This window comes from Actinobacillus porcinus (assembly GCF_901764995.1).
Classification (GTDB): domain Bacteria; phylum Pseudomonadota; class Gammaproteobacteria; order Enterobacterales; family Pasteurellaceae; genus Exercitatus; species Exercitatus porcinus.
Map to the genome: position 1 here is coordinate 131559 of NZ_CABFKI010000007.1, position 22700 is coordinate 154258.

Below are 22700 nucleotides of genomic sequence, written 5' to 3' on the forward strand. Positions count from 1 at the left end.
CTATGGCGATACGAATTCTTCCCGAAGATGAAATTAAGCAAGCGGCAAATTCATTTCAACATCCTGCACTACTCTTTGCCAATCCGAAAAACCTATATGAACGCCGTGCGAAGCGTTTACGTGATTTAGCCAAAGATCACCCTTTTGCGGATTATCTCAATTTTGCGGCTCAAGTGGTTGATGCACAGCTTGTGGCATTAACCGAAAATCCTTTAGCCAAACAAGACATTCAATTTGAAAGCATCCGTCCATTAGATGTGAAAAAATGGCAACGCGATGGAAAATGGCGTGAATATTTGACCGCACTTTTGGCAGAACTTAAACCCACGGCAAATGAAACCGTACAAGCAACGATCGAATGGCTTGAAAAAGCGGCCAATGATGAACTAGAACAACTTGCGGATCACTTATTGGCTCAAGATTTTACGCAGGTAGAAAGTGATAAAGCGATCTTTATTTGGGCGGCATTGTCTGTTTATTGGTTGCAATTAGCGCAACAATTACCACGCGGTACGCAAATTGAAAGTGCGGAAGGCTTACAATTCTGTCCGGTTTGCCATTCTGCCCCTGTGGCTAGCGTGATTCAGTTCGGTTCAAGCCAAGGATTGCGCTATGTGCATTGTTCATTGTGTGAAACGGAATGGAATATGGTGCGCGCGCAATGTACGAATTGTGGACATTCAAAAGAACTCGATTATTGGGCAATTGACGATGATAATGCGCCGGTTAAGGCGGAAAGCTGTGGAGATTGCCATAGTTATTTGAAAGTGGTTTACCAAGAAAAAGATCCTTATGTGGAACCTGTGGCTGACGATCTTGCCAGTCTTTTCTTAGATATTGAAATGGGTGAGAAAAATCTCAGCCGTAGCGGGTTAAATCCGTTTATCTTTCCGGCAGAATAGGAGACCACAATGACATATCAAGTAATCGCTTTTGATTTAGACGGCACATTGCTCAACCCTGAAAATCAAATTTTGGATGCCAATAAACAAGCTATTCAGCAAGCTCGCGCTAAAGGGCTGAAAGTGGTTTTGGTGACAGGTCGTCATCATACTGCGGTTAAACCTTATTATGCGGAACTGGGGTTGGACACGCCGATTATTTGTTGTAACGGCACCTATATTTATCATCCTGCCACCGATGAAGTTAGCCATACTAACCCACTTTCTGCGGAACAATGCCGCAAAGTGTTGGCAGTGGCAAAAAAATACGGCACGCATTTATTGATGTATAGCCGTGATGCCATGAACTACACGGAACTGAATCCGCACATGACAAAATTTTTGCAATGGGCAAATTCTTATGACGACTCTCTGCGTCCGAATATTTGTCAAGTTGCCGGCTTTGAGCCGATGATTGAAGATCCGAATGAAATTATTTGGAAATTTGTGATTAGCGCACAGAGTCGTGAAGCCATGGAAAGTGCGGTGAAAGCATTACCTGTTTCTGAATTTAGCGCAGAATGGTCTTGGATGGATCGCGTAGATTGCTCTTCTAACGGCAATACAAAAGGGGCAAAACTCGCATTGTTGCTTAAGGAATGGGGGATTGATCTGCAAAATGTGATTGCCTTTGGAGATAACCATAATGACATCAGCATGTTAACCACTGTAGGTTTGGGCGTGGCGATGGGTAATGCAGAAGATGAAGTGAAAGCCCAAGCAAAAGCGGTGATTGGTTCCAATGGGGAAGCCTCTATCGCACGCTATTTAACCGAGCTATTAAAATAAATTTTTACCTTAGGACTTTTTATGACAGAAATGAAAAAACTCGATCCCGATGCAGCTATTGATATTGCTTATGATATTTTCCTTGAAATGGCACCTGAAAATTTAGATCCGGCGGATATTATGCTATTCAATCTACAATTTGAAGATCGCGGTGCAGTCGAATTTGTAGAAACCGCAGAAAATTGGGATGAAGAAATTGGCGTACTCATTGATCCGGATGAATATGCGGAAGTTTGGATTGGGTTAGTAAATGAAAAAGATGAAATGGATGATATTTTTGCTAAGTTCTTGATTTCACACCGTGAAGAAGATCGTGAATATCATATTGTGTGGAAGGAATAATTGATGACAAATTTGGTTTTATTACATATCACCGGCGCATTTTTAAGCTTATCCTTACTCATTATTCGCGGCTTAATGCAACTCAATGGCAAAGACTGGCGCGCAGTAAAACCCCTTAAAATTCTACCGCACTTAGCGGACACTTTATTGCTTGTTAGTGGGATTGCGCTCATTTTTAGTTTTGGTTTTTCATTGCAAGCTTGGCTGATAGCCAAATTCCTGTGCTTTGTACTCTACGCTATTTTTGCCGGCAAATATTTTAGCCGTAAAACCACGCGCCCCAATGCGGTATTTTTCTTGCTCTCAATTTTGGCATTTAGTGCAGCGATGTTATTAGGTTATCACCACTAAAACGAGTAATATCCACCAGATATGATGTCACTATAAGACAAAGATGAAATGATGATTGGTGAGCCTGTCGAACCAATCGTTATTCAGTCTTGCGCAATCACTACATCATCCCAGCTCTCTCAATTTCCTCACCCCATAAATTTCCCGTTGCGCCAAATTAATTTTCACCTCTACCCCAAACGCCCTTGCAAGATTTTCTGCATTTAACACCGCTTGTGTTTCGCCGTGAGCAAGGATTTTACCTTTATCCAATAAAATAATTTCATCACAAAAGCGGTAGGCTAAATCTAAGTGATGAATTGCCACCACACAGGTTTTCTGCGGTGTGAGGGCTTTAAGCTGTTCCATCATATCAATTTGATAATAGGGATCTAACGGAGCAATGGGTTCATCGGCGAGCAATAATGGAGCTTGTTTGATACAGCAACGAGCCAGTTGTACTCGAGCTTTTTCGCCACCTGAAAGTTGTTGAAACGGCTTTTCAAGGAGGTGAGAGATAGAAAATTGTTCGGAAACCGACCGCACTTTTTCTTGCTCATTTTTTGTAGATGAAGTCAGTCCCAGAGCGATTACATCATAAACGGATAAATCCCAATGAATTTGAGTATTTTGAGCAAAATAGGCAAGCTGTTCACTTTTCTGTTTAGTGGTCATTGCGGATAATTTGCCATTTCCAAGCCAAATTTCACCGCTTGCAAGCGGTAAGATCCCTGCGATACTTTTCAATAAGGTGGATTTCCCTGCACCGTTTGCCCCCATAATGCCGATAAGTTTGCCTTGAGAAATATGGCAGCTGATGTTGGATAAACCGAATGTCAGGCTGAGGTTTTCCAGTTTAATCATTTGCCATTCTCCGTTGTTGTGTTAATAAAATCCAAATCAAAAATGGCGCGCCGATAATTGCCGTCAGCGTTCCCACATAAATATGGGAAAAGAACGGCAAATATAAAATGCAGAGATCGGCAATCAGTAAAATTAATGCCCCGATTAGACCGCTTGTAAGATAAAGCTGTGATGGGCGTTTTTTCAGGATAATGCGAGCTAAGTGCGGTGCAATTAAGCCGATAAAGCCGATGGTTCCTGTTTGGGGAATGGTTGCCCCTACTAATAAGGCAACACCCAAAGTGGTAATGAAAAAGCTACGTTTTGGATCAATCCCCATTGTGCTTGCAATTTCTTCACCAAAGGTGAGCAAATCTAGGTAACGGCGTTGTTGATAAAGACAGAACAATCCCAACAGGATAATTGGTAATGAAATCAATAAGGTATCTAATTTCGCCCACACCAACGAGCCTTGTAGCCAGCGGTAAAGTTCCGCTAACGCCCAAGGGCTTTCAGCGTTAGACAGCAACAAGGCAATCGCTGACCCCAGTAGCATATTGACCGCCAAACCGCTTAAAATCATCATCGTTGTACCGTGATTTTTGGCGATCAAATAAACTAACAAAAAGCTCAACAACGCCCCCAGTACACCGCCTATCAGCAATAGGGTAAACGGCACAGAAAAATAGTACAGAATAAAAACACTGGCGGTCGTTGCCCCGTTTGCACTCCCCAACAAACCCGGGCTTGCCAGCGGATTTTGGAAAATGCCCTGCATGGCATTGCCTGCCAACGCCAAACTTGCCCCTGTTAGAACGGCAAGTAAAATCCGTGGCAGACGAATATCCCATAACACAAGCGGTCGCATATCCGTCACAATTCCTTCGGCATTTTTCAACGCTGAAAAATCGTTAAGATCATACCAACTTGCTAGGCTAATAATAGCCAGAAGCAAGAGCAAAAGTGCGGTGTTAAGTCGGGTTGTTTTGTTCATTGTTTCGTCTAATTATTTTGATCGTTCTTTAGCCACTTCTTCAATAAGCTGAGAAAAAGAGATCGCATTTTTCGGGGTAATCACGGGCTGACCCGTTTTGCTTTCAATCGCTTTTCGCGTATCGCCGGCAATACTTCCGCCTTCTTGAGCAATCTTTTTATTTTCTTCTAATCCTTGAGGGTTGGCAATCTGTGTTAGCTCGGTGGTGGTTGCTTCCGCCAACATATTTAGTACCAATTCAAGGGTGGACATATTGTCGCGTAAATTTTCTTTTTTCAACCCTTTGAAATCCTTATATTCTCTGGTTGTCATTCCGCTCCACGCTTTCGAGATTTCATTGGTCAAAATCGCAAATTCCCGTCCTTCTTTCACGCCGTGATCCAGCCAAGTATCCGTTAGCTCTTTTCGCACTTGAATAGCTTGTAATCGTTGGTTGATCCATTCTCTTGTATAACCTTTTTTCAAATAGGTTTCTAAGGCGCGATCAATGGTTAATTCCGGGTCGATAATTTCATCAATCCGTTCTTTTCCAACCTGTGCCAACCACAATTTAAACGGCTCAGCTTTCGGGCTTGGTATAGATTGAATGATACGGAAAATGCCTTGCATATCAGTCGCATCGGTCTTATACATTTTCCCATCAGAAGACTTAAATTTCAGTTGTACGATTTTTTCGTACAACTCATTTGCCCCCTCTTCTACTTGCAATTTGCGTTTTAGATCGCTCCAATAACGTCTCGGATTGGCACTTTCGGTTAATACCGCAACCACATCAACAACACTAAAATACCACTCTTCTTGCTCGCTATCCCATAGGGAACGAATTTGATTTCCTTCAAATAATTTAATTGCATTGCTCATTGTTATTCCTTAACCAAGATACTGTATGCAACATCATATCAAATTTCAAATACAGTACAATACTGTATAAGAAGAAATTTTACTTCCAATAAATTACTTACTTTAATTGCTTATAAATCAATTCTGCCCCCATCCATACACCATGATCAAAACAATAGGTATATTTCATTGGAAGCGTAAAGTGCGGTCGATTTTGGAAAACATTTTGCAAAAGTGGGTGTGAAAGTAACTCTGCTTGTTCGTTGTAGCCTTGTTTATCTGTCAAAGAAATTAAAATGTTCGGTTGGCTTAATACCACTTTTTCGAGCGAAAAATTTTGTGGGGTTAAAGCGGTTTTTAATGGCGTTAAACCTAAAAGTTGCAATAAGGCTTGGTAGTTCGGTTGTTGTGTATCGACCACGCCTGTATCCGACAAAATCAGTGTATCGGTAAGCGGTTGATTTAGCTTCACATTTTGCGATTTTAATTGGGTTATCAGTTGCTCTGCTTTGGCTTGATTATCGGTCAATTTCCCTAGTTGTAAAATCAATTCAAAAAGCTGTTCGGGTGTTTGTGGGCTGTCGTTAATCGGCAGAATTTTTACGCCAAGCTGTTTGAGTTCTGCGATCAGTTGCGGATAAAAAAGCTCGTTAATCAACATTGTTTTGTCTAAATAAGGCAGTAATTGGCTGAGTTGTGGTTCGAGCGTAGGCTTATCCTGATTGACTTTATCCAACATCATCAACGGATTTTTTGAATAAGGCGACATTGCCGAAATTTGTTCGGGGCGTGCGATTTCAGCCAGTAGGCGGTCGCTACAAAGCGTGAGCGAAACAAACTGTTCTTGCGCAAGAGCCGTTGTAAACGGCAAGAAAAGTGCGGTTAAAAATGTCAGCGTTTTTTTCATAAAATGTAGGGGCTAATCATATTAGCCCCATTAATGTTAGAAACTACCTTTTAAGCCAACGTAAACATTACGACCGTCTTGTCCGTAGCCTACAAGATTTTCATACTTTTTATTAAATACATTATTCAAATTTGCATAAACATTGATATGTTTATTAATTTGATAATTAACACCTAAATTTGCCAATGTATAAGATGGCATTTTATAACGACCTGAATCAATACGCTTTCCAACATAAGAAATACTTACACTTGAACCAAGTTGTTCAGTAATTTGATAACTTAGACCTACATTTGCAGCATGTTTTGGACGACGTATTAACTCAAGATGTTTAGCATCTTTAGCTCTAGTATAAGTGTAGTTAGCATAACTACTTAACTTTTCAGAAAGTTGACCATTATATGCCAGCTCTATGCCTTTAACTTTTGTTGTACCATCAAGATTAATCATCTGAGTCCAATTATTGTTGTAAGCAATAAAGTTTTTCACATTTCGAGCAAAATAGGTGATATCTAAACTATGTTTTTTATCTGTTGATTCCACTAATAAACCAACATCCCCACCGAAGCTCTTTTCCGGTTTTAAGTCAAAATTTGGTTGTTGCCAAGGAGCATAACCAAAATATTCATCCATTGTTGGAGTTTGCGTTGCCGTTCCAATACTTCCGTGAACTCGGAAATTTGGAGATAAACGATAAGCTCCCGAAGCTCTCACAGTTAAAGCATCACCATAAAATGAATTATCAATATAGCGTCCACTAAGTGAAAAAGCATGATCGGTATCAGTCAATAAGCGATATTCTGCGGCAATGCTTTTATCAACTAATTTTTTCAGTACATTGTTATATTCTGAGCCTTCATAATTTGCTCTTTGATATTCACCTAAAAAGCTCAATCCTTGGGTCACGCTTCCTTCGCGATCAAAATTAACATCTAATTGATAATTTGCATTTAATTTCTTAGCATCATAAGCACTAGGATTTGCACCAAATCGATCAATTTTGGTTTTAATTTGACTTAAACTTACCTTATTTTTGAAAAGCTCTTGATCACTGCCGATATAGCCGCTCAATTTAACTACATTTTCTCTATTGCGTGCTTTTTCATCAATGGTTGTTTCCGTTGTCATACTATAAGGATTATCATAATGTGCAGTTTGAGATGATTGACTTACAAGTAGCTCAATACCCTTATCATTTTTATCATAGCCTAAACGTAAAGATACATTATCTTTGTGAAATTTATCTCTCTCAACAGCACCGGATGTTGTTTTAGTCTCACCACTTTCTGATGTATAACTAAACTTATCCTTACTTACTGCAGAGATACCTTTTGTGCTATAACTGCTACCAGATAATGCATAATAGAAGCCATTGCTATAACCTGAAATAGTCGTTGAACCTGAATAAGTACCATTAGAGCCTGTACCTAAATCAAAATCTACATTAAACGGTTTATCTTTATAAAGACCGCTTTTGGTGGTGATATAAATCACTCCACCCATTGCATCACTGCCCCATAATGCAGATTGTTCACCACGTAAAACTTCAATACGTTCAATATTGCTTAAACTTAGTCCGCCAAAATCATAACCTGAACCCGTTACAGGATTCATTTTTACACCATCAATAATCACAACAGTTTGATTAGTCTCTGCACCACGTAAATACACATTCGTTAAAGTACCACGCCCACCTGATGAAGCTATCGCCACACTCGGCACGGTTTTCAACACATCGCTGACATAAGTGGCATTGCGCTGTGCAAAATCTTTTTCTGTCAAAACAGTAACAGAAGAAGCAGTTTGATCCTGTGTCAATGTGGTTGCCGAAGCAGAATAGACTTTGATATCAGGTAAGGTTGCGGTTTCAGCAAAGCTTAATGCCGGAAAAACCGCGCATAAAATAGCGGAAATTTTGTTAAGTTTCATTGTGTTTGGTTCCCGAAATGATAAAGGCGCATAGTTTGCCATAGCCATATCCTTTTCTCTAACGAATAATTTTAATTATACACATGAATCAATTTCATAATAAATTTGAAAATTATGCGCTTTGCAAATAGCGAAATAACCGTTATTATCATCTCAACATCACAAATAAATACTGAAAAAAGGAACAACGAATGAGTTATGCAAAAGAGATTAATATTCTAAATCAAACTGTGGCAGATTTAGATGGAAAGATTAATGTTTCCTTTGAGTTTTTCCCGCCTAAAAATGAAAAAATGGAAAATATGTTGTGGGAATCCATTCACCGCTTAAAAGGTTTGCAACCTAAATTTGTTTCTGTGACCTATGGGGCAAATTCAGGGGAACGTGAACGTACTCATAGCATTGTGAAAAATATTCAAAATGAAACAGGTTTAGTGGCGGTTCCGCACCTAACCGGGATTGATGCAACACCGGATGAGCTTCGTGTGATTGCCAAAGATTATTGGGACAACGGCATTCGTGGCATTGTGGCATTACGTGGTGATGAACCACCGGGCTATGCAAAACAACCGTTCTATGCTTCCGATTTAGTTGCGTTGCTCAAAGACGTGGCGGACTTCGATATTTCCGTTGCCGCTTATCCTGAAGTTCACCCGGAAGCTAAATCAGCACAGGCAGATTTGCTGAACTTAAAACGTAAAATTGATGCCGGCGCAAACCGTGCGATTACTCAATTTTTCTTTGACGTAGATAGCTATCTTCGTTTCCGTGATCGCTGTGTGACCGTTGGTATTGACGCAGAAATTATCCCGGGGATTTTGCCTGTAAGTAACTTTAAACAACTGCAAAAAATGGCGGCTATCACCAATGTCAAAGTACCAAGTTGGATGGGAAAAATGTACGAAGGGTTAGATGATGATCAAACTACGCGAAATCTTGTCGCCGCAAGTATTGCGATGGATATGGTAAAAGTGTTATCCAAAGAAGGGGTCAAAGATTTCCACTTCTATACCCTAAACCGCGCGGAATTAACCTATGCCATTTGTCATGTGTTAGGGGTTAGACCGCGTTAGGTTTAACTAAATGATAAAAAAGCGAGACAATTTCGTCTCGCTTTTTTTGTTATTAAATAGGTAAAATCTGTTTTAACCAACCCGTAAATGAATATTTTTCCTTAATTTCATCTGCAACCGGCACATAAGGCAAGGTTAGAAAGGACATTAATTCTGCCGAATTTTTGCCATTCCAAATAAAAATATTATTCGGATGATAAAAATCATAATTGCTTATAGTTTGATTATTGGTAATTAATTTTTTATTAAAACAAAGCGCATCAAAGGCTCTAAACGAAAGTCCCTGATGAACATTATTTAAAAAATCAACCACAACAGCATTTTCTCTAACTTTATATAAATTATCTTCAAAAGTTAATGGATTGCTGCTGTCAACATAATGAATATAAGGGTTATGGTTAAAGGCGTTTTTAGCACGATCACCCTTTGATACAATATAAAAATCAATAGTGAGTTTTAATTTCAATACTTCATCTAAAAAAGACTGAATTTCATTTACACGGCTATCCTGATGCCCACCAAGAAAATAAACGCCATTAGTAACTAATGGATTATCCTGTAAAGGATAATCGAAATAAAAATTGTGTGAGGGTTCAAAATGACAATTTGGATATTTTTCAATATCAGAATGATCGAAAACAAAAAAACGATCAAAATAAGCTAAATATTCCAATATATCTGGATGTGCATTAATTCCATCCCATTGATAATTTACACAATAATTTGAATGTTCTCTAATTTTTCTAATAATTTCTTTTGGATAAACGTTAGCACGTATACATAAAGCAAAATCTGCTTTTTTACCATTTAAAACTGCTAATTTACTATCAATATCAGCCTGATAACGTGAATATTGCATTAATTTTTTATAATTTTCATCTTTTCTTACTTTTCTATAAAAAGTGGAAATAATACGATGGAAAGCAGAAGGATAATAAGAATCTCGATTATCATAACAAAGGTTAATCACATCATAACCTAGATGACGTAAATTCTTTTCTATACATTGATCTAAGCCATATAAATATGGAACTGCTAATATAACTGTCTTAGCCATAATATTTTTTATATTTTTTCTGATTAAACATTTTATAGAAATATTTCTTTAAAAAATTCTTTCTATATCTCTTTTCATCTGATAATTTTGCTCTAAATAAATGTTGTAAGAAAATACCATTTTCTTTATAAAAGTCATAATGTTTCTGATAAAGTAAAAAATGACAATCAGAATCGAGATGGTGATCTGCTTGATCAGTAATAGATGTTTGATTATGGCGCTTCCGATAATAAAATTGAATATCATTAATACGATGAACCTTTCCACCACGCTTAATCAATGATATAAAAAGTTCCCAATCCTCAAGCATTTTTAAACGAACATCAAAACCACCAACAGCATCATATTCAGATTTACGTATCATCGCAGTAACATAAATGCAGTTTTGTAATAAAAAATCTTTCTTTCTAAATTCAGGTAAATCCCAGCTATCTGTTCTTGCATCAAAAAAACGTGCTTTCGTATAAACAATAGAAAGCGAATCATCATTTTCTAAAGCTTCTGAACATAATTTCAGATAGTCTTTACCTAATTTATCATCTGCATCCAGAAAAACTAAATATTTGCCTTGCGCTTGCTTAACTGCATTAATACGTGCGGCAATATAATACTGATTTACTTGTTGGATTATCCGTAGTTTAGGCTGTTTCGTTTGAATATTTTGCAAAATTTCCAATGTATTATCAGTAGAACCATCATCTACAGCAATAATTTCAAAATTTTGACATGTTTGAGTAGCTAAACTATCAAATGTCTCTTGTAAATATTTTGCTGCATTATAGCAAGGTATAATAATTGAAATTAAAGGCTTATTTTCACTCATCATAAATTCACCATTCTACTCGGTCTAATTACATTATTGTTATCCACATCAGCCACCCCTAAGAATACATTCTCGTGAGAAAATAACCGCACTTGTCCATAAATTTGTTGTTCATTGGCAAATTTTACACGTTGCCCAAAACCCACCGCTTTTGTTTGCTCTGCATTCAGCGTTAAAGCGGGTAATTTAGAGACGGCAGTGTCAACAGGCAGTAAATATTGATCTAAGGCAGATAATTCCGAATTTTCCGCAAGCTGTTGTAGTTGTTCCCAAGTCAACATTTTTTCATAAGGATAATCTGCTACAGCAATGCGGCGGAGCATGGTCACGTGTGCACCGCAACCCAAATATTCCCCTAAATCATCCACCAATGTTCGAATATAAGTGCCTTTTGAACAATGGACTTCGAGGGTTAAATTCGGCGCATCATAAGCAATAAATTTTAATTCAAAAATCGTGATCGGGCGCGCTTCGCGCTCAACGGTGATACCTTGACGTGCGTATTCATAAAGCGGTTTGCCGTTATGTTTTAAGGCAGAAAACATGGTTGGCACCTGCATCAAATCACCACGAAAATGCGGAAGTGCGGTCAGAATTTGTTCCAAATTCACCGTCACATCACGCGTTTCCACCACTTGCCCTTCCGCGTCAGAGGTATCGGTGCGCTCGCCCAGTTTGGCGGTCACCAAATAACGCTTATCTGCATCCAACAAAAATTGAGAAAACTTGGTCGCCTCGCCCAAACAAATCGGCAACATACCTGTTGCTAACGGATCTAATGCTCCCGTATGCCCGGCTTTATTTGCCTGATAAATGCGTTTCACTTTCTGCAAAATATCATTAGACGACATACCCTGTGGCTTATCGAGTAAAAATACGCCGTGAATATCGCGGCCGCGCTTACGGGGTCTTGACATTATTCTTCCTTATATTTGCTGTCTAATTCCGGGTCTTCAACGTGACGGGCTTCGTCTTTACGAATCACATCGGTTACAAGGTTCGACATACGCATCCCTTCAACCAACGATTGATCGTAAATAAAACGCAATTCAGGCACAATGCGTAAACGCATGGCTTTGCCTAATAACGAACGAATGTAAGGCGAGGCTTTTTCCAAACCTTTCATCCCTTGTTCAATCGCCACTTCATCATGATCAAATAAGAAAGTCACAAAAATTTTGGCATAAGCCAAATCTTTAGACACTTCCACATCAGATACGGTCACCATCCCAATGCGCGGATCTTTGACTTCACGCTGTAAAATCACCGCCACTTCTTTTTGTAACTCTTGCGCTACACGATCTGAGCGCTTAAATTCTCTTGCCATTATCTATCCTTTTTCTTCTTTCGTTTCTTACAGCAATGCCGGCAATTCAGCGATATTAGTTAATTTAAAATCCGCTAACGTCCAACGTGGATCATCCCATTCCGCTTGCGCAGGAATCACCACAGTTTTCATTGTTGCCGCTTTGCCTGAAATCATCCCTAACACCGAATCTTCTACTGCCAAACATTCTGTTGGATTTACGCCCAGTTGTTGCGCTGCGTGCAAATAAACAGCCGGGTGCGGTTTATTGTAATCCAATTCTTCCGCCGAGGCTAAATAATCAAAATATTCCGCAATATCACAACTATCTACAATGCCTTGCAACATATTTCTTGGCGAGGCTGACGCCACCGCCATTTTAATACCTTGCTGTTTTAACTGCGCCAATACCTCTTTGACATTAGGCATCAAAGGTTTTGCCGCCAAAATTTCCGACACAGCATAATCCATTAAACCTGTTATCAATTGCGCACGCTCTTTGTCTTTTTGACCATGGGTTTGTAACACATAATCCACCAGTTTTGCCACCGGCGAACCGGTTAATTTAATCATGTCATCCATCGTCACCGGAAATCCGTTTTGTTGAAAGAAATCTGTGCAGACTTGATACCAAATAGGCTGGGAATCAATCAACGTCCCATCCATATCAAAAATCACTGCTTTAATCATATTTTTCCTTTAGGTTCTTTTAAAAAATGATTGTACCACGACCCGATTAATGATCTAAATATAAATAATTTTTCCAACTATTCATACGCAATAAAATCTTACGCATCATCGCTAAATGATGGGCGTGTTCCGTATAAACTGCCACTTCTGCAGTTGTGCCGTAAGGCAGTTGATATTCAGACATATCCTCTTTTAATTTCAACACCACCAACGGCATCGCTTCGTTATCAATAAAACGGCGGGTATAAAGCGTTCCGTTTGCTTGTAATTCGTGTTCGCCAATAGCTGGTAAAACGCCAATGACTTCCGCTTTAAAAACTCTCCCCGGAATGGCCGGGAACGCCAGCTCCGCTTCATTGCCGGCTTTTAAACGTAAAAGCAAATAAAGTGCGCATTTAACCACAGTTCGACATAATAAACAACGAACAAATAGATCATTAGATGAGCTTAAACAATCAACTTTCTCATTCAGATTATTGTTATTTAAGGTAAGGAATTGTTGGTAAATTAAAAGGCGGATGAGCGGAATAATCGACTATTTTAAAATTAAAGATTAAGCAACCACTCTTCAATTTCTTCTGCACTCTTTAAATTTGAAGGCATTTTAATAGTTCCACTTTCAACGTGTGCTTTCATTCTGTGTACCACTACAACAATATTCTTTTTGGTAATTCACTCATTTTAAATCATAGTTGAATAACAGTTCATCATAAGTGGCATTTTCATCCGTATGAATATGGCTACCAGTTTTAATCGTATTCAGTTTTTTTGTCTATCTACTCGATCTACTTTTTTATTTTTAGGACGTAATGCTGAATGCACATGAGTACCATCAATATGAATTTCATCTTGTAGAAAGTCATTATTGCGATGATTAGCGAGAGATTCTCGAATTTTATGCACAAGAACGAAAGTAGCTTTATATCCTAATTTGACATCACGAGAGAGTTGAGAGATAGAAATACCTTTTGCTGCATTAGCAAAGAGAAAGATGACCGCTAGATATTTACGGTATTCTAGCTTACAGCTTGAGAAAATCGTTTTTGACGTTACACTAAAACGATGTTTACACTCCTTGCAAGTCCAACGATATTCTTTGGATAAGAAGTAATGCTTATTAGTACAGTTGCACTTAGGACAAGGGGGAATTTTTGTAGTCGATGGGGATGATTCTGTATTAACAGCAGATGAAGCCCATTTAACAGAAAAATACCGTATAAGTTCAGATTCAGGTAAGAGAATTTTGCAGGCAACAAGTCAAATTCTTTCAGATGAAATAAAACATACACTATAAATAAAATAAGCCTGTAACTATTACAGGCTATAATGTTTTATGAAATAGCTCAAGAATGCTCAACTTTACATACTTCTTTCAAAGTTAAGTAAATTGCATTCTGCTCATGTTCTAATAAGTCCACAATTGCAGCATTGCTTAAAAGTCTATTTACATATCCTTTTGCTACAATAAGTGCCATTTTCAAATCAGCCAGCTTTTCTTCTGAAACTTTATAGTTCTCTTTTAACCTATTTAGCTCTTTTTGCATAACAGATAAATCTTCTAAATTATTGTTAGTAGGTTTAACTTTATGACTTTCAACTAATTCGTCTTTTCTTGAACTAAGTAACATCATATTTGCATAGGTCAGAGAGAATTTATTGCTAGCAATCATCATATCGGCAACTTCAATTTGTCGTTCGGGTTTCATTTTTCTCAAGATCCGAAATATATCTTTACCAACCTGTTTGTTTGCCAGTTTTTCAATGACCTCTTTCGCGATTCCATTTAACATATTCATTTTTTGTCGCAAAATTTTTAGATCTATATTTAATGTTTTGGCAATACTTTCATCAGATACCCCACGTTCAATCGCTTTCACAAGCATATTATGCTCTTGGATAGTTGTTAGCCTGTTAATTTGCTTATTATAAGTGAATCCTTCATCATCGGTAGAAATCATACATAATGCAGTATCAGCACCTAGCATTTTTAATGCGTGTAAACGTAAATGCCCATCCAGTAATATGTATTGATGTTCCCTTTCAGGATATACAACGAGTGGCTCAATGATTCCAACTTCTTGGATCGATGATAAAATACTCTGATATTTCACACTTTTTTCAAAATGCTTATCTATTTGACGAGTGGGAAGTATTTCTGAAACAGGTAACATAAGCAATTCATTGTGGAATGCATAAGTAATATTACTAGGCATACAAATTTCCCTCTTGCTGTTTTAACATTCGTTCACTTAAATCCTTTGGCATATCGTCTAAATTTTCAGAACGTAATACCAATTGAAAATATTTATCTGCAAAAAGTTTGTTTAGACAAGACAAAATAATAAAAAGCTGTTTTTCGTCATAATCAGCTTGTTTTATCATCATTTGTTGCCTTTGTGTTTCTTCTTTATAAATATGCAATACCGTTTTAGGATTATAAATCTGAGAACGTGTATTATTTGATAAAGCCGAATTGGCTTTTTTACCGCTCAAATTACGGCGATGCATAATATTTCTAATTTTTTGTATATCCGAATTTTTTAAAGTTCCGTCATCATACAATTCAGCCAACTGTTTTTGGACATCTTTATCGTCGGAGCGGGATATAGATATTGCTATTGAAAGTGGAATAATACCTTTCTCAACGGCATTAATAAGTCGCTCTTCACCTGCATTAAGTAAGTGTAAAATGCCATTGATATAACTTTGAGAAAAGCCAATTTTACGAGATATATCGGCAGGCTTATATCCACGCTCATCTAATAGTTTGATGCCTGATAACAATTCAATATTAGAGTGCCTACGTCTAGCAATATTTTCTACCAAACTAATTAAATAACTTTCTTCGCTGTTTGCCTGAATAACTCTACAAGGAATAAATTCTTCCCCAAGCATTTGACAAGCTTCTAACCGACCTTGTCCACAAAGTAAGTCATAAAATCCAATATCATCAGAAGGTGTTACTGTTATTGGTCTTTTTAGACCTATTTTGGCAATATTTTCGACTAGATCAGCAAATATTTTCTGATTGCGAGTTCTTGGATTGATGATTCTGATTCTGTTGATCGGTATAACTTGAATAGTTTCGTTTTGCATAGATAAAGTCCTTCACTAACATACGTTCAACCATAATAAAAAATCGATCTAAATTAGAATGGCGATAAATTTCCAATTCAGCAGGATTATTTTCAGCTAGTCTTAACTTTTCATTTAATTGTATATTCATCGGTAATAGATAATAATCAAAGATCTCACTTGCGGTATCATTCAAACGAATCGCTATGGTTAGGTCAGGATTTAACGTGGTATCAAAACGAATAAGCCAACGTTTAGATCCTGTGGAAGTAGGACGACAACGACTTAGCACAATAGATGCATTAAATTCATTATTAATACGAATCAGATCTGTCTTACTATCGGTTGTAACAGAACCGCCTAATTTGATAATCTTATCAACAGTATCTTGTACAACATTTTTATGCTGTTGGCGTAATAAACGATTGATTTCAATATAGTGATAATCTCTTTCGGGTTCATAATTAATTAGAGAATATGTCTTTACAAGACTACCAAATCTCCGACTATATACGCTGCTAGAAGGGCAATTTTCAGATTCATCAATAATCAAACCTGATAATTTCCCTTTTTCCTGAAGCAACGTTTTTAGGCGATCCAGTATTTCTTCATCACTCAATCTAACAGAGCGTTGATGAATAATAGATTGAGCGGCGTTAAATAAAGCTTGAGGTATTATGGCTTCAAAGCAGTTGTCATATCGGATCCACTCATCTCTTGGATTTTTCCCTTTGTGTTCACGAGTTTTGGATGCACTACATTTATTCCAAACGTTATGTCCAACATATTTTTCATTGATTAAAATTTGATGAACAACGCCTTTCGTCCAAGCCGTATTTCTATCTGTTACAATATTTCTTGCATTTAAGCTATCTGCTATTTGTTGTTCAGTCTTATGCAGATAAACAAAGTTATGATAGATTTCCTGAATAATTTCCTGTTCTTGTTTAGGTCCTGCAACCAAAATAACACGATCTGTTTGTAAACTTTTTCTTTCGCCTCGCTTTAGTTCAAATTTAACATTTCCATTGCTATCAATAAGTTGCCTACGTAGCCCAAACCCAGCAGGTCCACCTTGACGAAATCCGTGCTGAATTAAGTTTTTTTGTCCATTAAAGACTTTTACACCTAACTCTCTACAATAATCTCCTGCTGCCCAACGTTTTACTGCTTTATAAATTTGAGAGCCAATGTCATTACCTTTAAATTGCTCCGCACAATAATGTACCTTAATACCTTTATTCGTGCAGATCTGCTCATAATGGCCCGATTCATCAATATTTATAAATCGTCCCCAACGACTTATGTCATAAACAAGAATATGGTTAAAATCAGCCAACCCTTGCTCAACAAGGTTTAACATAGAAATAAATTGCGGACGATTTTCCGCAGTTAAACCACTTTTCCCTTCATCCACATATTCTCTAATCAGTTCTAATCCATTTTGCTTTGCATAATCTTCAATAAAGCAACGCTGTATATCAGGAGAAAACTCTTGGTGTTCTGTGGACATTCGAATATAAGCAACCGCTTTATTTTTATGTTGATTCTTTATGCTTATAACCATTTTAATACCCCCCTAGATGTATCAAATATAAATGAATTGGGAGGAAAAATGTTGCACTCAAAGGGCAAGATCTTGCCCAAAATTACAATGAATGAAATCAAACTAAGAGAGCAGTTATCTGTTGCTTTAAGGAAAGAAATGCATTCTCAGTATTGGACTGGGAAAATGATAGCTAATGCACTAGGAATAAGTGAAAGGACAGTAAAAGATTGGGTTGCTGGAAAGCGATTTCCCAATGGAATAGATTTAATGAATTTGATGACATTATCTCCGCAAGTGAGAGAGTTTATTTGGGATTCAACCAAGTCAGAGAATGACCATATAGATAAACAGATAATAAAAGCAGTATTCCGAGATTTTCTTGACGATGTTATAGAAAGGCTATAGTAGCTAAAGTAATTTTGATAAAATGGCATTTCTGTACTTATTTACAGTCTCAAACCAAAACCTAATCACAACGAATGATATTGAAAATTTCAAATCTTGGTTAAAGATACTTAACGATTACGATGCTTCAATTGATTGGTCGTTCGATAAATCTGCAATCAATTTAACGGATTATCGTGCTAATTTAGATAAGGTGATTGCGTACAATAATAAAATCAATACGATTTTAGACTTATACCAATCTATCATTGGTGAACGCAAAAAATCAGATGCAGATGTCGCTAAAATTGAAAGCGAAACAAAACAATTAATGGCACTCAAAAATGAAGCCATTGATGATACCAATGATATAACTAACTTTATTGCAGGGATTACATCGACCTACAATAAAGAATGGGCTGACTATTACCTTTACTATGGTAAAGCTAAAGCAGATGCAATAGTTGCTCGTATCAATAGTGAGTTAAAACTTTATAACGTTCAAATGCTTTTGCATCAGAACTTCAACCAAAGGCGTGAATGCTGGCGGTAAGAAAGTCACGTATGTTGCACCAGCAGAAATTAACCCAACATCAACCGATGCGGTAAACGGTTCACAATTACACGCAACGAATGTTCAAGTACATAACAACACGCAAAACATTGCTAAATTAGGAGACCGGGTAAATCACTTAGATACTAAAGTCAATAAAGTAAACAAAGAAGCTCGAGCAGACATTGCTGGTACAGTTGCAACGGCATCATTACCGCAAGTGTATATGGCAGGTAAGTCAATGATATCGGCAGCAGCAGGTCATTACAAAAATGAAAATGCGGTAGCTTATTAACCGCTTGTGGCAATCTTTCAAACGTATCGGATAAGGGAACAACGGATAATCCCGTCTTTCCGACATTGGAGCAAACGAAGTTTAATCACGATGGTACACAAGTAGACTCTTGGGTCAATTGGGATAACGTTCGTCAAATCGAGCGTGGTATGAACAAGGACCAGCTATATAACCTAATCGGTCGTCCGCACTTCTCGGAAGGTTTATATGGTGTTCGTGAATGGGATTATGCCTTTAACTATCGTGAGAATGATATACACAATACCTCTTGTTGATGTTGGCCAATTACCAACACTTTTATCTACTATGTCTAAAGGGATAAAACGGCAAAAATAACCCCACCTTTGGCAAAAAACCTGAAAAGGTGGGGTTATCAATGGTCAAGTTAAACTCGCCTTTATCTAATCATAGATTAACTCAATATTAATCTACCACTAATGTACGGCAAGTATTTGAACTACCACGATCGTCACCATGGGTTAACAATACTAAATCTCCAGACATTAAGAAGCCTTTGTCTTTCAATAATTGCACTGCCGCTTGTGCTTTTGCACTTGTTGACGCGTCATTGTTATCGAAAGCAACCGGTGTCACACCACGGTATAATGCACAAAGATTTAATGTACTTTCATTACGTGATAAGGCAAAGATTGGTAAACCTGAGCTGATACGTGACATTAAGCGCGCTGTACGACCGCTGTTTGTCAAGGTAATAATTGCAGCAACACCTTTCATGTGGTTTGCAGCATACATTGCTGACATTGCAACAGACTCTTCGATTGAAGTGAATTCCACATTCATACGGTGTTTAGATACATTGATGCTTGGCATTTTTTCTGCACCTAATGCCACTTTCGCCATTGCAGCTACTGTTTCTGCCGGGTATTGACCCGCTGCAGTTTCAGCTGAAAGCATTACTGCATCAGTACCATCTAATACCGCATTCGCCACGTCCATTACTTCCGCACGAGTTGGCATTGGGTTGCTGATCATTGATTCCATCATTTGTGTTGCAGTAATCACCACACGATTTAATTGACGTGAACGGCGAATTAATTTTTTCTGAACGCCCACTAATTCAGGATCACCAATTTCAACACCTAAGTCACCACGAGCAACCATGATAACATCTGCTGCGTTAATGATGTCGTCCATTGCTTCATCTGTTGCGACTGTTTCAGCACGTTCAACTTTCGCCACGATTTGTGCTTTTAAGCCTGCTGCTAATGCTAATTCGCGTGCATAGCTTAAGTCTGCGCTTGAACGTGGGAATGAAACCGCTAAATAATCAACACCGATACGCGCTGCAGTAATGATGTCCGCTTTATCTTTTTCAGTTAAAGCATCAGCTGATAAACCACCGCCTAATTTGTTGATACCTTTATTATTTGATAAAGGACCACCAACGGTAACTTCTGTAAATACTTTGGCCCCTTCCGTTGCTAATACTTTTAATTGAACGCGACCATCATCTAATAATAAGATATCGCCCGGTACAACGTCTTGCGGTAAGGTTTTGTAATCTAAACCCACTGCTTCTTGATGACCTTCACCTTTTGGTAATTCTGCGTCTAAAATAAATTTATCACCAACGCTTAAGAAAATTTTGCCTTCTTTAAAAGTTGAAACGCGGATTTTAGGCCCTTGCAAGTCGCCTAAAATAGCCACGTGTTTACCTAATTTCTTCGCAATTTCACGTACACGATTAGCACGTTCAATATGGTCTTCTGGTGTACCGTGAGAGAAGTTCATACGTACTACGTTTGCGCCTGCGGCGATGATTTTCTCAAGATTGTTACCTTTATCAGTAGCAGGACCCATCGTACATACGATTTTTGTTCTTCTTAGTCTTCTAGACATTGATTACTCCGTCATAATTGTTTATATCTAAATTATGTAATTTAACCGGCAATGCGAATCCAAAACCCATTGCCGGAAAAAAACTGGGGCGTATTATACGCGTAAATCCCACTAAAATCGAGAAAAAATACGATAAAAAAATGCTATACTTCGTTCCACGCTTATTTTTCATAAAATCAGATAGAAGGAAGAACCATGACAAATTCAGTAATTAGCGTAATTGGTAAAGATCGCGTGGGGATTGTTTACGATGTCGCAAAAATTTTAGCCGAACATCAAATTAATATCGTCAACATTAGCCAACAATTAATGGACGATTATTTCACCATGATTATCTTAGTAGATACCGCAAAATGCCCAAAATCTTTCCCAGAATTAGCCGCACTTTTTGAGCTGGAAAGTAAAAACCTTGCCCTTGATATTCGTTTGCAAAACGAAGAAATCTTCAAAGCAATGCACCGTATTTAAGGGGTAAGTCATGAGTATTCAATCAACGGAAATTCTTGAAACCATTAAGATGGTGTCTGACCAAAATTTTGATGTGCGCACCATTACCATTGGTATTGATTTACACGATTGTATCAGCAGCGATATTGATCAATTAAACCAGAATATCTTCAATAAAATTACCACCATTGGCAAAGATTTAGTGGAAACCGCAAAAATTCTTTCGGCAAAATATGGTGTGCCAATTGTTAACCAACGTATTTCTGTGACGCCAATTGCACAAATTGCCGCTGCAACCAAAGCGGATTCTTACGTATCCATTGCACAAACCCTTGATCGTGCGGCAAAAGCTATCGGTGTTTCATTTATCGGCGGTTTTTCTGCGTTGGTTCAAAAAGGAATGTCGCCTTCCGATGAAGTGTTAATTCGCTCCATTCCTGAAGCGATGAAAACCACGAACATTGTATGTAGCTCAATTAACATTGGCTCAACCCGCGCCGGCATTAATATGGATGCGGTAAAACTGGCGGGCGAAACCATTAAACGCACCGCAGAAATCACCCCTGAAGGCTTTGGCTGTGCCAAAATTGTGGTGTTCTGTAATGCGGTAGAAGACAATCCATTTATGGCGGGCGCGTTCCACGGTTCAGGTGAAGCTGACGCCATTATCAACGTAGGGGTTTCAGGGCCTGGCGTAGTTAAAGAAGCCTTAGAAAATTCCAACGCCACCACCTTAACTGAAGTGGCAGAAGTGGTAAAGAAAACTGCCTTTAAAATCACGCGCGTGGGGGAATTAATAGGACAAGAAGCGGCGAAAATGCTCAATATCCCTTTTGGCATTTTGGATTTATCTCTTGCGCCAACACCAGCAGTGGGTGACTCGGTAGCGCGTATTTTGGAAGCAATGGGCTTAACTGTTTGTGGTACACATGGTACAACCTCTGCCCTTGCACTGCTGAATGACGCAGTGAAAAAAGGCGGTATGATGGCATCAAGCTCCGTAGGCGGATTAAGTGGTGCATTTATTCCTGTTTCGGAAGATGAAGGAATGATCGCTGCGGCAGAAAGTGGTATTCTTACTTTGGATAAATTAGAAGCGATGACCGCAGTGTGCTCCGTGGGATTAGATATGATTGCCGTCCCAGGCGATACACCCGCACACACCATCTCTGGCATTATTGCAGATGAGGCAGCCATTGGTATGATCAACAGCAAAACCACTGCCGTGCGTATTATCCCTGTTACAGACAAAGGCATTGGCGAAAATGTGGAATTTGGCGGCTTACTCGGCTATGCCCCAATTATGCCTGTAAAAGAAGGCTCCTGTGAAGTTTTTGTTAACCGTGGTGGACGAATTCCAGCACCAGTACAATCAATGAAAAACTAATACACTTTCATAAACTGCGGTGAAAAATCTAAGAGTTTTTCACCGCACTTTTAAATGAATTATTGCAAAGAATAAATATCCAATGAGAAATAGTCTGTTCGATAATCTTATCCGGTCTTTGTTTGTGTAATAGCAATAAATTTGCCTATTATTCCGTTTAGTCACATTGCTAATATCCCAAAAGCAAAAAGCCCGAGTATCTCTACTCGGGCTTCCTTCTATTTCTACCTGGCGGTGACCTACTCTCACATGGGAAATTCCCACACTACCATCGGCGTTACGGCGT

At 38.3% G+C, this 22700-nt stretch carries 26 protein-coding genes and 2 pseudogenes; 12 read left to right on the forward strand and 16 right to left on the reverse strand.

Features of this window, described 5'->3' with window-relative positions; translation table 11 throughout:
• Positions 1-2 precede the first annotated feature (2 nt).
• Genes fdhE through E7T07_RS06795 form a run of 4 tightly spaced genes read left to right on the forward strand, consistent with a single transcriptional unit; the run spans position 3 to position 2423 of the window.
• Entirely contained in the window at positions 3-902 is a 900-nt protein-coding gene (gene fdhE, locus E7T07_RS06780; protein WP_135710167.1) for a formate dehydrogenase accessory protein FdhE, read from the forward strand.
• A 9-nt stretch (positions 903-911) separates the two neighbouring features.
• Entirely contained in the window at positions 912-1730 is an 819-nt protein-coding gene (locus E7T07_RS06785; protein WP_135710132.1) for a pyridoxal phosphatase, read from the forward strand.
• 21 nt (positions 1731-1751) lie between these two features.
• The gene (locus tag E7T07_RS06790) at positions 1752-2072 is read left to right on the forward strand and encodes an HI1450 family dsDNA-mimic protein (RefSeq protein ID WP_135710133.1); all 321 of its coding nucleotides are present in this window, start codon (positions 1752-1754) and stop codon (positions 2070-2072) included.
• 3 nt (positions 2073-2075) lie between these two features.
• Positions 2076-2423: a SirB2 family protein gene (locus E7T07_RS06795; protein ID WP_135710134.1), complete on the forward strand. Its 348-nt coding sequence runs from the start codon at positions 2076-2078 to the stop codon at positions 2421-2423.
• Positions 2424-2528: 105 nt separating this feature from the next.
• On the opposite strand, the gene E7T07_RS06800 is transcribed toward E7T07_RS06795, so the two are convergent.
• The 5 genes from E7T07_RS06800 to E7T07_RS06820 form a co-directional block, all read right to left on the reverse strand.
• The gene (locus tag E7T07_RS06800) at positions 2529-3266 is read right to left on the reverse strand and encodes an ABC transporter ATP-binding protein (protein WP_135710135.1); all 738 of its coding nucleotides are present in this window, start codon (positions 3264-3266) and stop codon (positions 2529-2531) included.
• Positions 3259-4239, reverse strand: a complete 981-nt coding sequence (locus tag E7T07_RS06805) for a FecCD family ABC transporter permease (RefSeq protein ID WP_135710136.1) — start codon at positions 4237-4239, stop codon at positions 3259-3261. Before E7T07_RS06805 ends, E7T07_RS06800 begins: the two co-directional genes overlap by 8 nt.
• 12 nt (positions 4240-4251) lie before the next feature.
• Positions 4252-5100: a BRO family protein gene (locus E7T07_RS06810; protein WP_135710137.1), complete on the reverse strand. Its 849-nt coding sequence runs from the start codon at positions 5098-5100 to the stop codon at positions 4252-4254.
• Between the two features lie 97 nt (positions 5101-5197).
• The gene (locus tag E7T07_RS06815; RefSeq protein WP_135710138.1) at positions 5198-5986 is read right to left on the reverse strand and encodes an ABC transporter substrate-binding protein; all 789 of its coding nucleotides are present in this window, start codon (positions 5984-5986) and stop codon (positions 5198-5200) included.
• 36 nt (positions 5987-6022) lie between these two features.
• Entirely contained in the window at positions 6023-7915 is a 1893-nt protein-coding gene (locus E7T07_RS06820) for a TonB-dependent receptor plug domain-containing protein (RefSeq protein WP_135710169.1), read from the reverse strand.
• A gap of 191 nt (positions 7916-8106) precedes the next feature.
• Between E7T07_RS06820 and metF the strand changes: the two genes are divergently transcribed.
• Entirely contained in the window at positions 8107-8988 is an 882-nt protein-coding gene (gene metF / locus E7T07_RS06825) for a methylenetetrahydrofolate reductase (RefSeq protein WP_135710139.1), read from the forward strand.
• A gap of 52 nt (positions 8989-9040) precedes the next feature.
• Here metF and E7T07_RS06830 read toward each other — a convergent pair whose 3' ends face one another.
• The 7 genes and pseudogenes from E7T07_RS06830 to E7T07_RS11260 form a co-directional block, all read right to left on the reverse strand.
• Positions 9041-10045: a WaaS/CpsH family glycosyltransferase gene (locus E7T07_RS06830; RefSeq protein ID WP_135710140.1), complete on the reverse strand. Its 1005-nt coding sequence runs from the start codon at positions 10043-10045 to the stop codon at positions 9041-9043.
• Positions 10038-10871, reverse strand: coding sequence for a glycosyltransferase family 2 protein (locus E7T07_RS06835; RefSeq protein ID WP_210403517.1), 834 nt, complete (start codon positions 10869-10871; stop codon positions 10038-10040). The genes E7T07_RS06830 and E7T07_RS06835 overlap by 8 nt, the downstream gene beginning before the upstream one ends.
• Positions 10868-11785 (reverse strand): tRNA pseudouridine(55) synthase TruB, encoded by a 918-nt coding sequence (gene truB, locus E7T07_RS06840; protein WP_135710141.1) that lies wholly within the window; start codon positions 11783-11785, stop codon positions 10868-10870. Before truB ends, E7T07_RS06835 begins: the two co-directional genes overlap by 4 nt.
• A complete protein-coding gene (rbfA, locus tag E7T07_RS06845; RefSeq protein ID WP_135710142.1) occupies positions 11785-12195 on the reverse strand; it encodes a 30S ribosome-binding factor RbfA in 411 nt (136 codons plus the stop codon). Before rbfA ends, truB begins: the two co-directional genes overlap by 1 nt.
• 27 nt (positions 12196-12222) lie before the next feature.
• The gene (hxpB, locus tag E7T07_RS06850) at positions 12223-12864 is read right to left on the reverse strand and encodes a hexitol phosphatase HxpB (protein ID WP_135710143.1); all 642 of its coding nucleotides are present in this window, start codon (positions 12862-12864) and stop codon (positions 12223-12225) included.
• A gap of 46 nt (positions 12865-12910) precedes the next feature.
• A complete protein-coding gene (locus E7T07_RS06855) occupies positions 12911-13246 on the reverse strand; it encodes an efflux RND transporter periplasmic adaptor subunit (protein ID WP_167874942.1) in 336 nt (111 codons plus the stop codon).
• Positions 13247-13543: 297 nt separating this feature from the next.
• Positions 13544-14016: pseudogene (locus E7T07_RS11260) on the reverse strand (transposase); the annotation flags it as partial.
• Here E7T07_RS11260 and E7T07_RS10970 point away from each other — a divergent pair.
• Positions 13991-14158: a hypothetical protein gene (locus tag E7T07_RS10970; protein ID WP_167874943.1), complete on the forward strand. Its 168-nt coding sequence runs from the start codon at positions 13991-13993 to the stop codon at positions 14156-14158. The pseudogene E7T07_RS11260 and the gene E7T07_RS10970 sit on opposite strands and share 26 nt — an antisense overlap.
• Positions 14159-14207: 49 nt before the next feature.
• On the opposite strand, the gene E7T07_RS06865 is transcribed toward E7T07_RS10970, so the two are convergent.
• From E7T07_RS06865 to E7T07_RS06875, 3 genes are read right to left on the reverse strand one after another with little or no spacing between them, the layout of a single operon-like run.
• The gene (locus E7T07_RS06865) at positions 14208-15077 is read right to left on the reverse strand and encodes a plasmid partitioning protein RepB C-terminal domain-containing protein (protein WP_135710145.1); all 870 of its coding nucleotides are present in this window, start codon (positions 15075-15077) and stop codon (positions 14208-14210) included.
• A complete protein-coding gene (locus E7T07_RS06870) occupies positions 15070-15960 on the reverse strand; it encodes a ParB/RepB/Spo0J family partition protein (RefSeq protein WP_135710146.1) in 891 nt (296 codons plus the stop codon). Before E7T07_RS06870 ends, E7T07_RS06865 begins: the two co-directional genes overlap by 8 nt.
• Positions 15875-17506, reverse strand: coding sequence for a recombinase family protein (locus tag E7T07_RS06875; protein ID WP_135710147.1), 1632 nt, complete (start codon positions 17504-17506; stop codon positions 15875-15877). Before E7T07_RS06875 ends, E7T07_RS06870 begins: the two co-directional genes overlap by 86 nt.
• Between E7T07_RS06875 and E7T07_RS06880 the strand changes: the two genes are divergently transcribed.
• The 4 genes and pseudogenes from E7T07_RS06880 to E7T07_RS06895 all read left to right on the forward strand — a co-directional run.
• Positions 17480-17893, forward strand: a complete 414-nt coding sequence (locus E7T07_RS06880) for a helix-turn-helix domain-containing protein (protein ID WP_246046166.1) — start codon at positions 17480-17482, stop codon at positions 17891-17893. The two genes, E7T07_RS06875 and E7T07_RS06880, sit on opposite strands and share 27 nt — an antisense overlap.
• A 22-nt stretch (positions 17894-17915) precedes the next feature.
• Complete coding sequence (locus E7T07_RS06885) at positions 17916-18425, forward strand: hypothetical protein (protein ID WP_135710148.1); 510 nt, start codon at positions 17916-17918, stop codon at positions 18423-18425.
• Positions 18409-18720 (forward strand): YadA-like family protein, encoded by a 312-nt coding sequence (locus E7T07_RS06890; RefSeq protein WP_246046168.1) that lies wholly within the window; start codon positions 18409-18411, stop codon positions 18718-18720. The genes E7T07_RS06885 and E7T07_RS06890 overlap by 17 nt, the downstream gene beginning before the upstream one ends.
• Positions 18717-18980, forward strand: a pseudogene (locus tag E7T07_RS06895) (outer membrane protein assembly factor BamE); the annotation flags it as partial. The gene E7T07_RS06890 and the pseudogene E7T07_RS06895, both read left to right, overlap by 4 nt.
• 163 nt (positions 18981-19143) lie before the next feature.
• Here the strand turns inward: E7T07_RS06895 and pyk are convergent.
• Positions 19144-20580 (reverse strand): pyruvate kinase, encoded by a 1437-nt coding sequence (gene pyk, locus E7T07_RS06900; RefSeq protein WP_135710150.1) that lies wholly within the window; start codon positions 20578-20580, stop codon positions 19144-19146.
• A 195-nt stretch (positions 20581-20775) separates the two neighbouring features.
• Between pyk and E7T07_RS06905 the strand changes: the two genes are divergently transcribed.
• Both E7T07_RS06905 and E7T07_RS06910 read left to right on the forward strand, forming a co-directional pair.
• Entirely contained in the window at positions 20776-21048 is a 273-nt protein-coding gene (locus E7T07_RS06905) for an ACT domain-containing protein (protein WP_135710152.1), read from the forward strand.
• 10 nt (positions 21049-21058) lie between these two features.
• The gene (locus E7T07_RS06910; protein WP_135710153.1) at positions 21059-22414 is read left to right on the forward strand and encodes a PFL family protein; all 1356 of its coding nucleotides are present in this window, start codon (positions 21059-21061) and stop codon (positions 22412-22414) included.
• Positions 22415-22700: the final 286 nt, after the last annotated feature.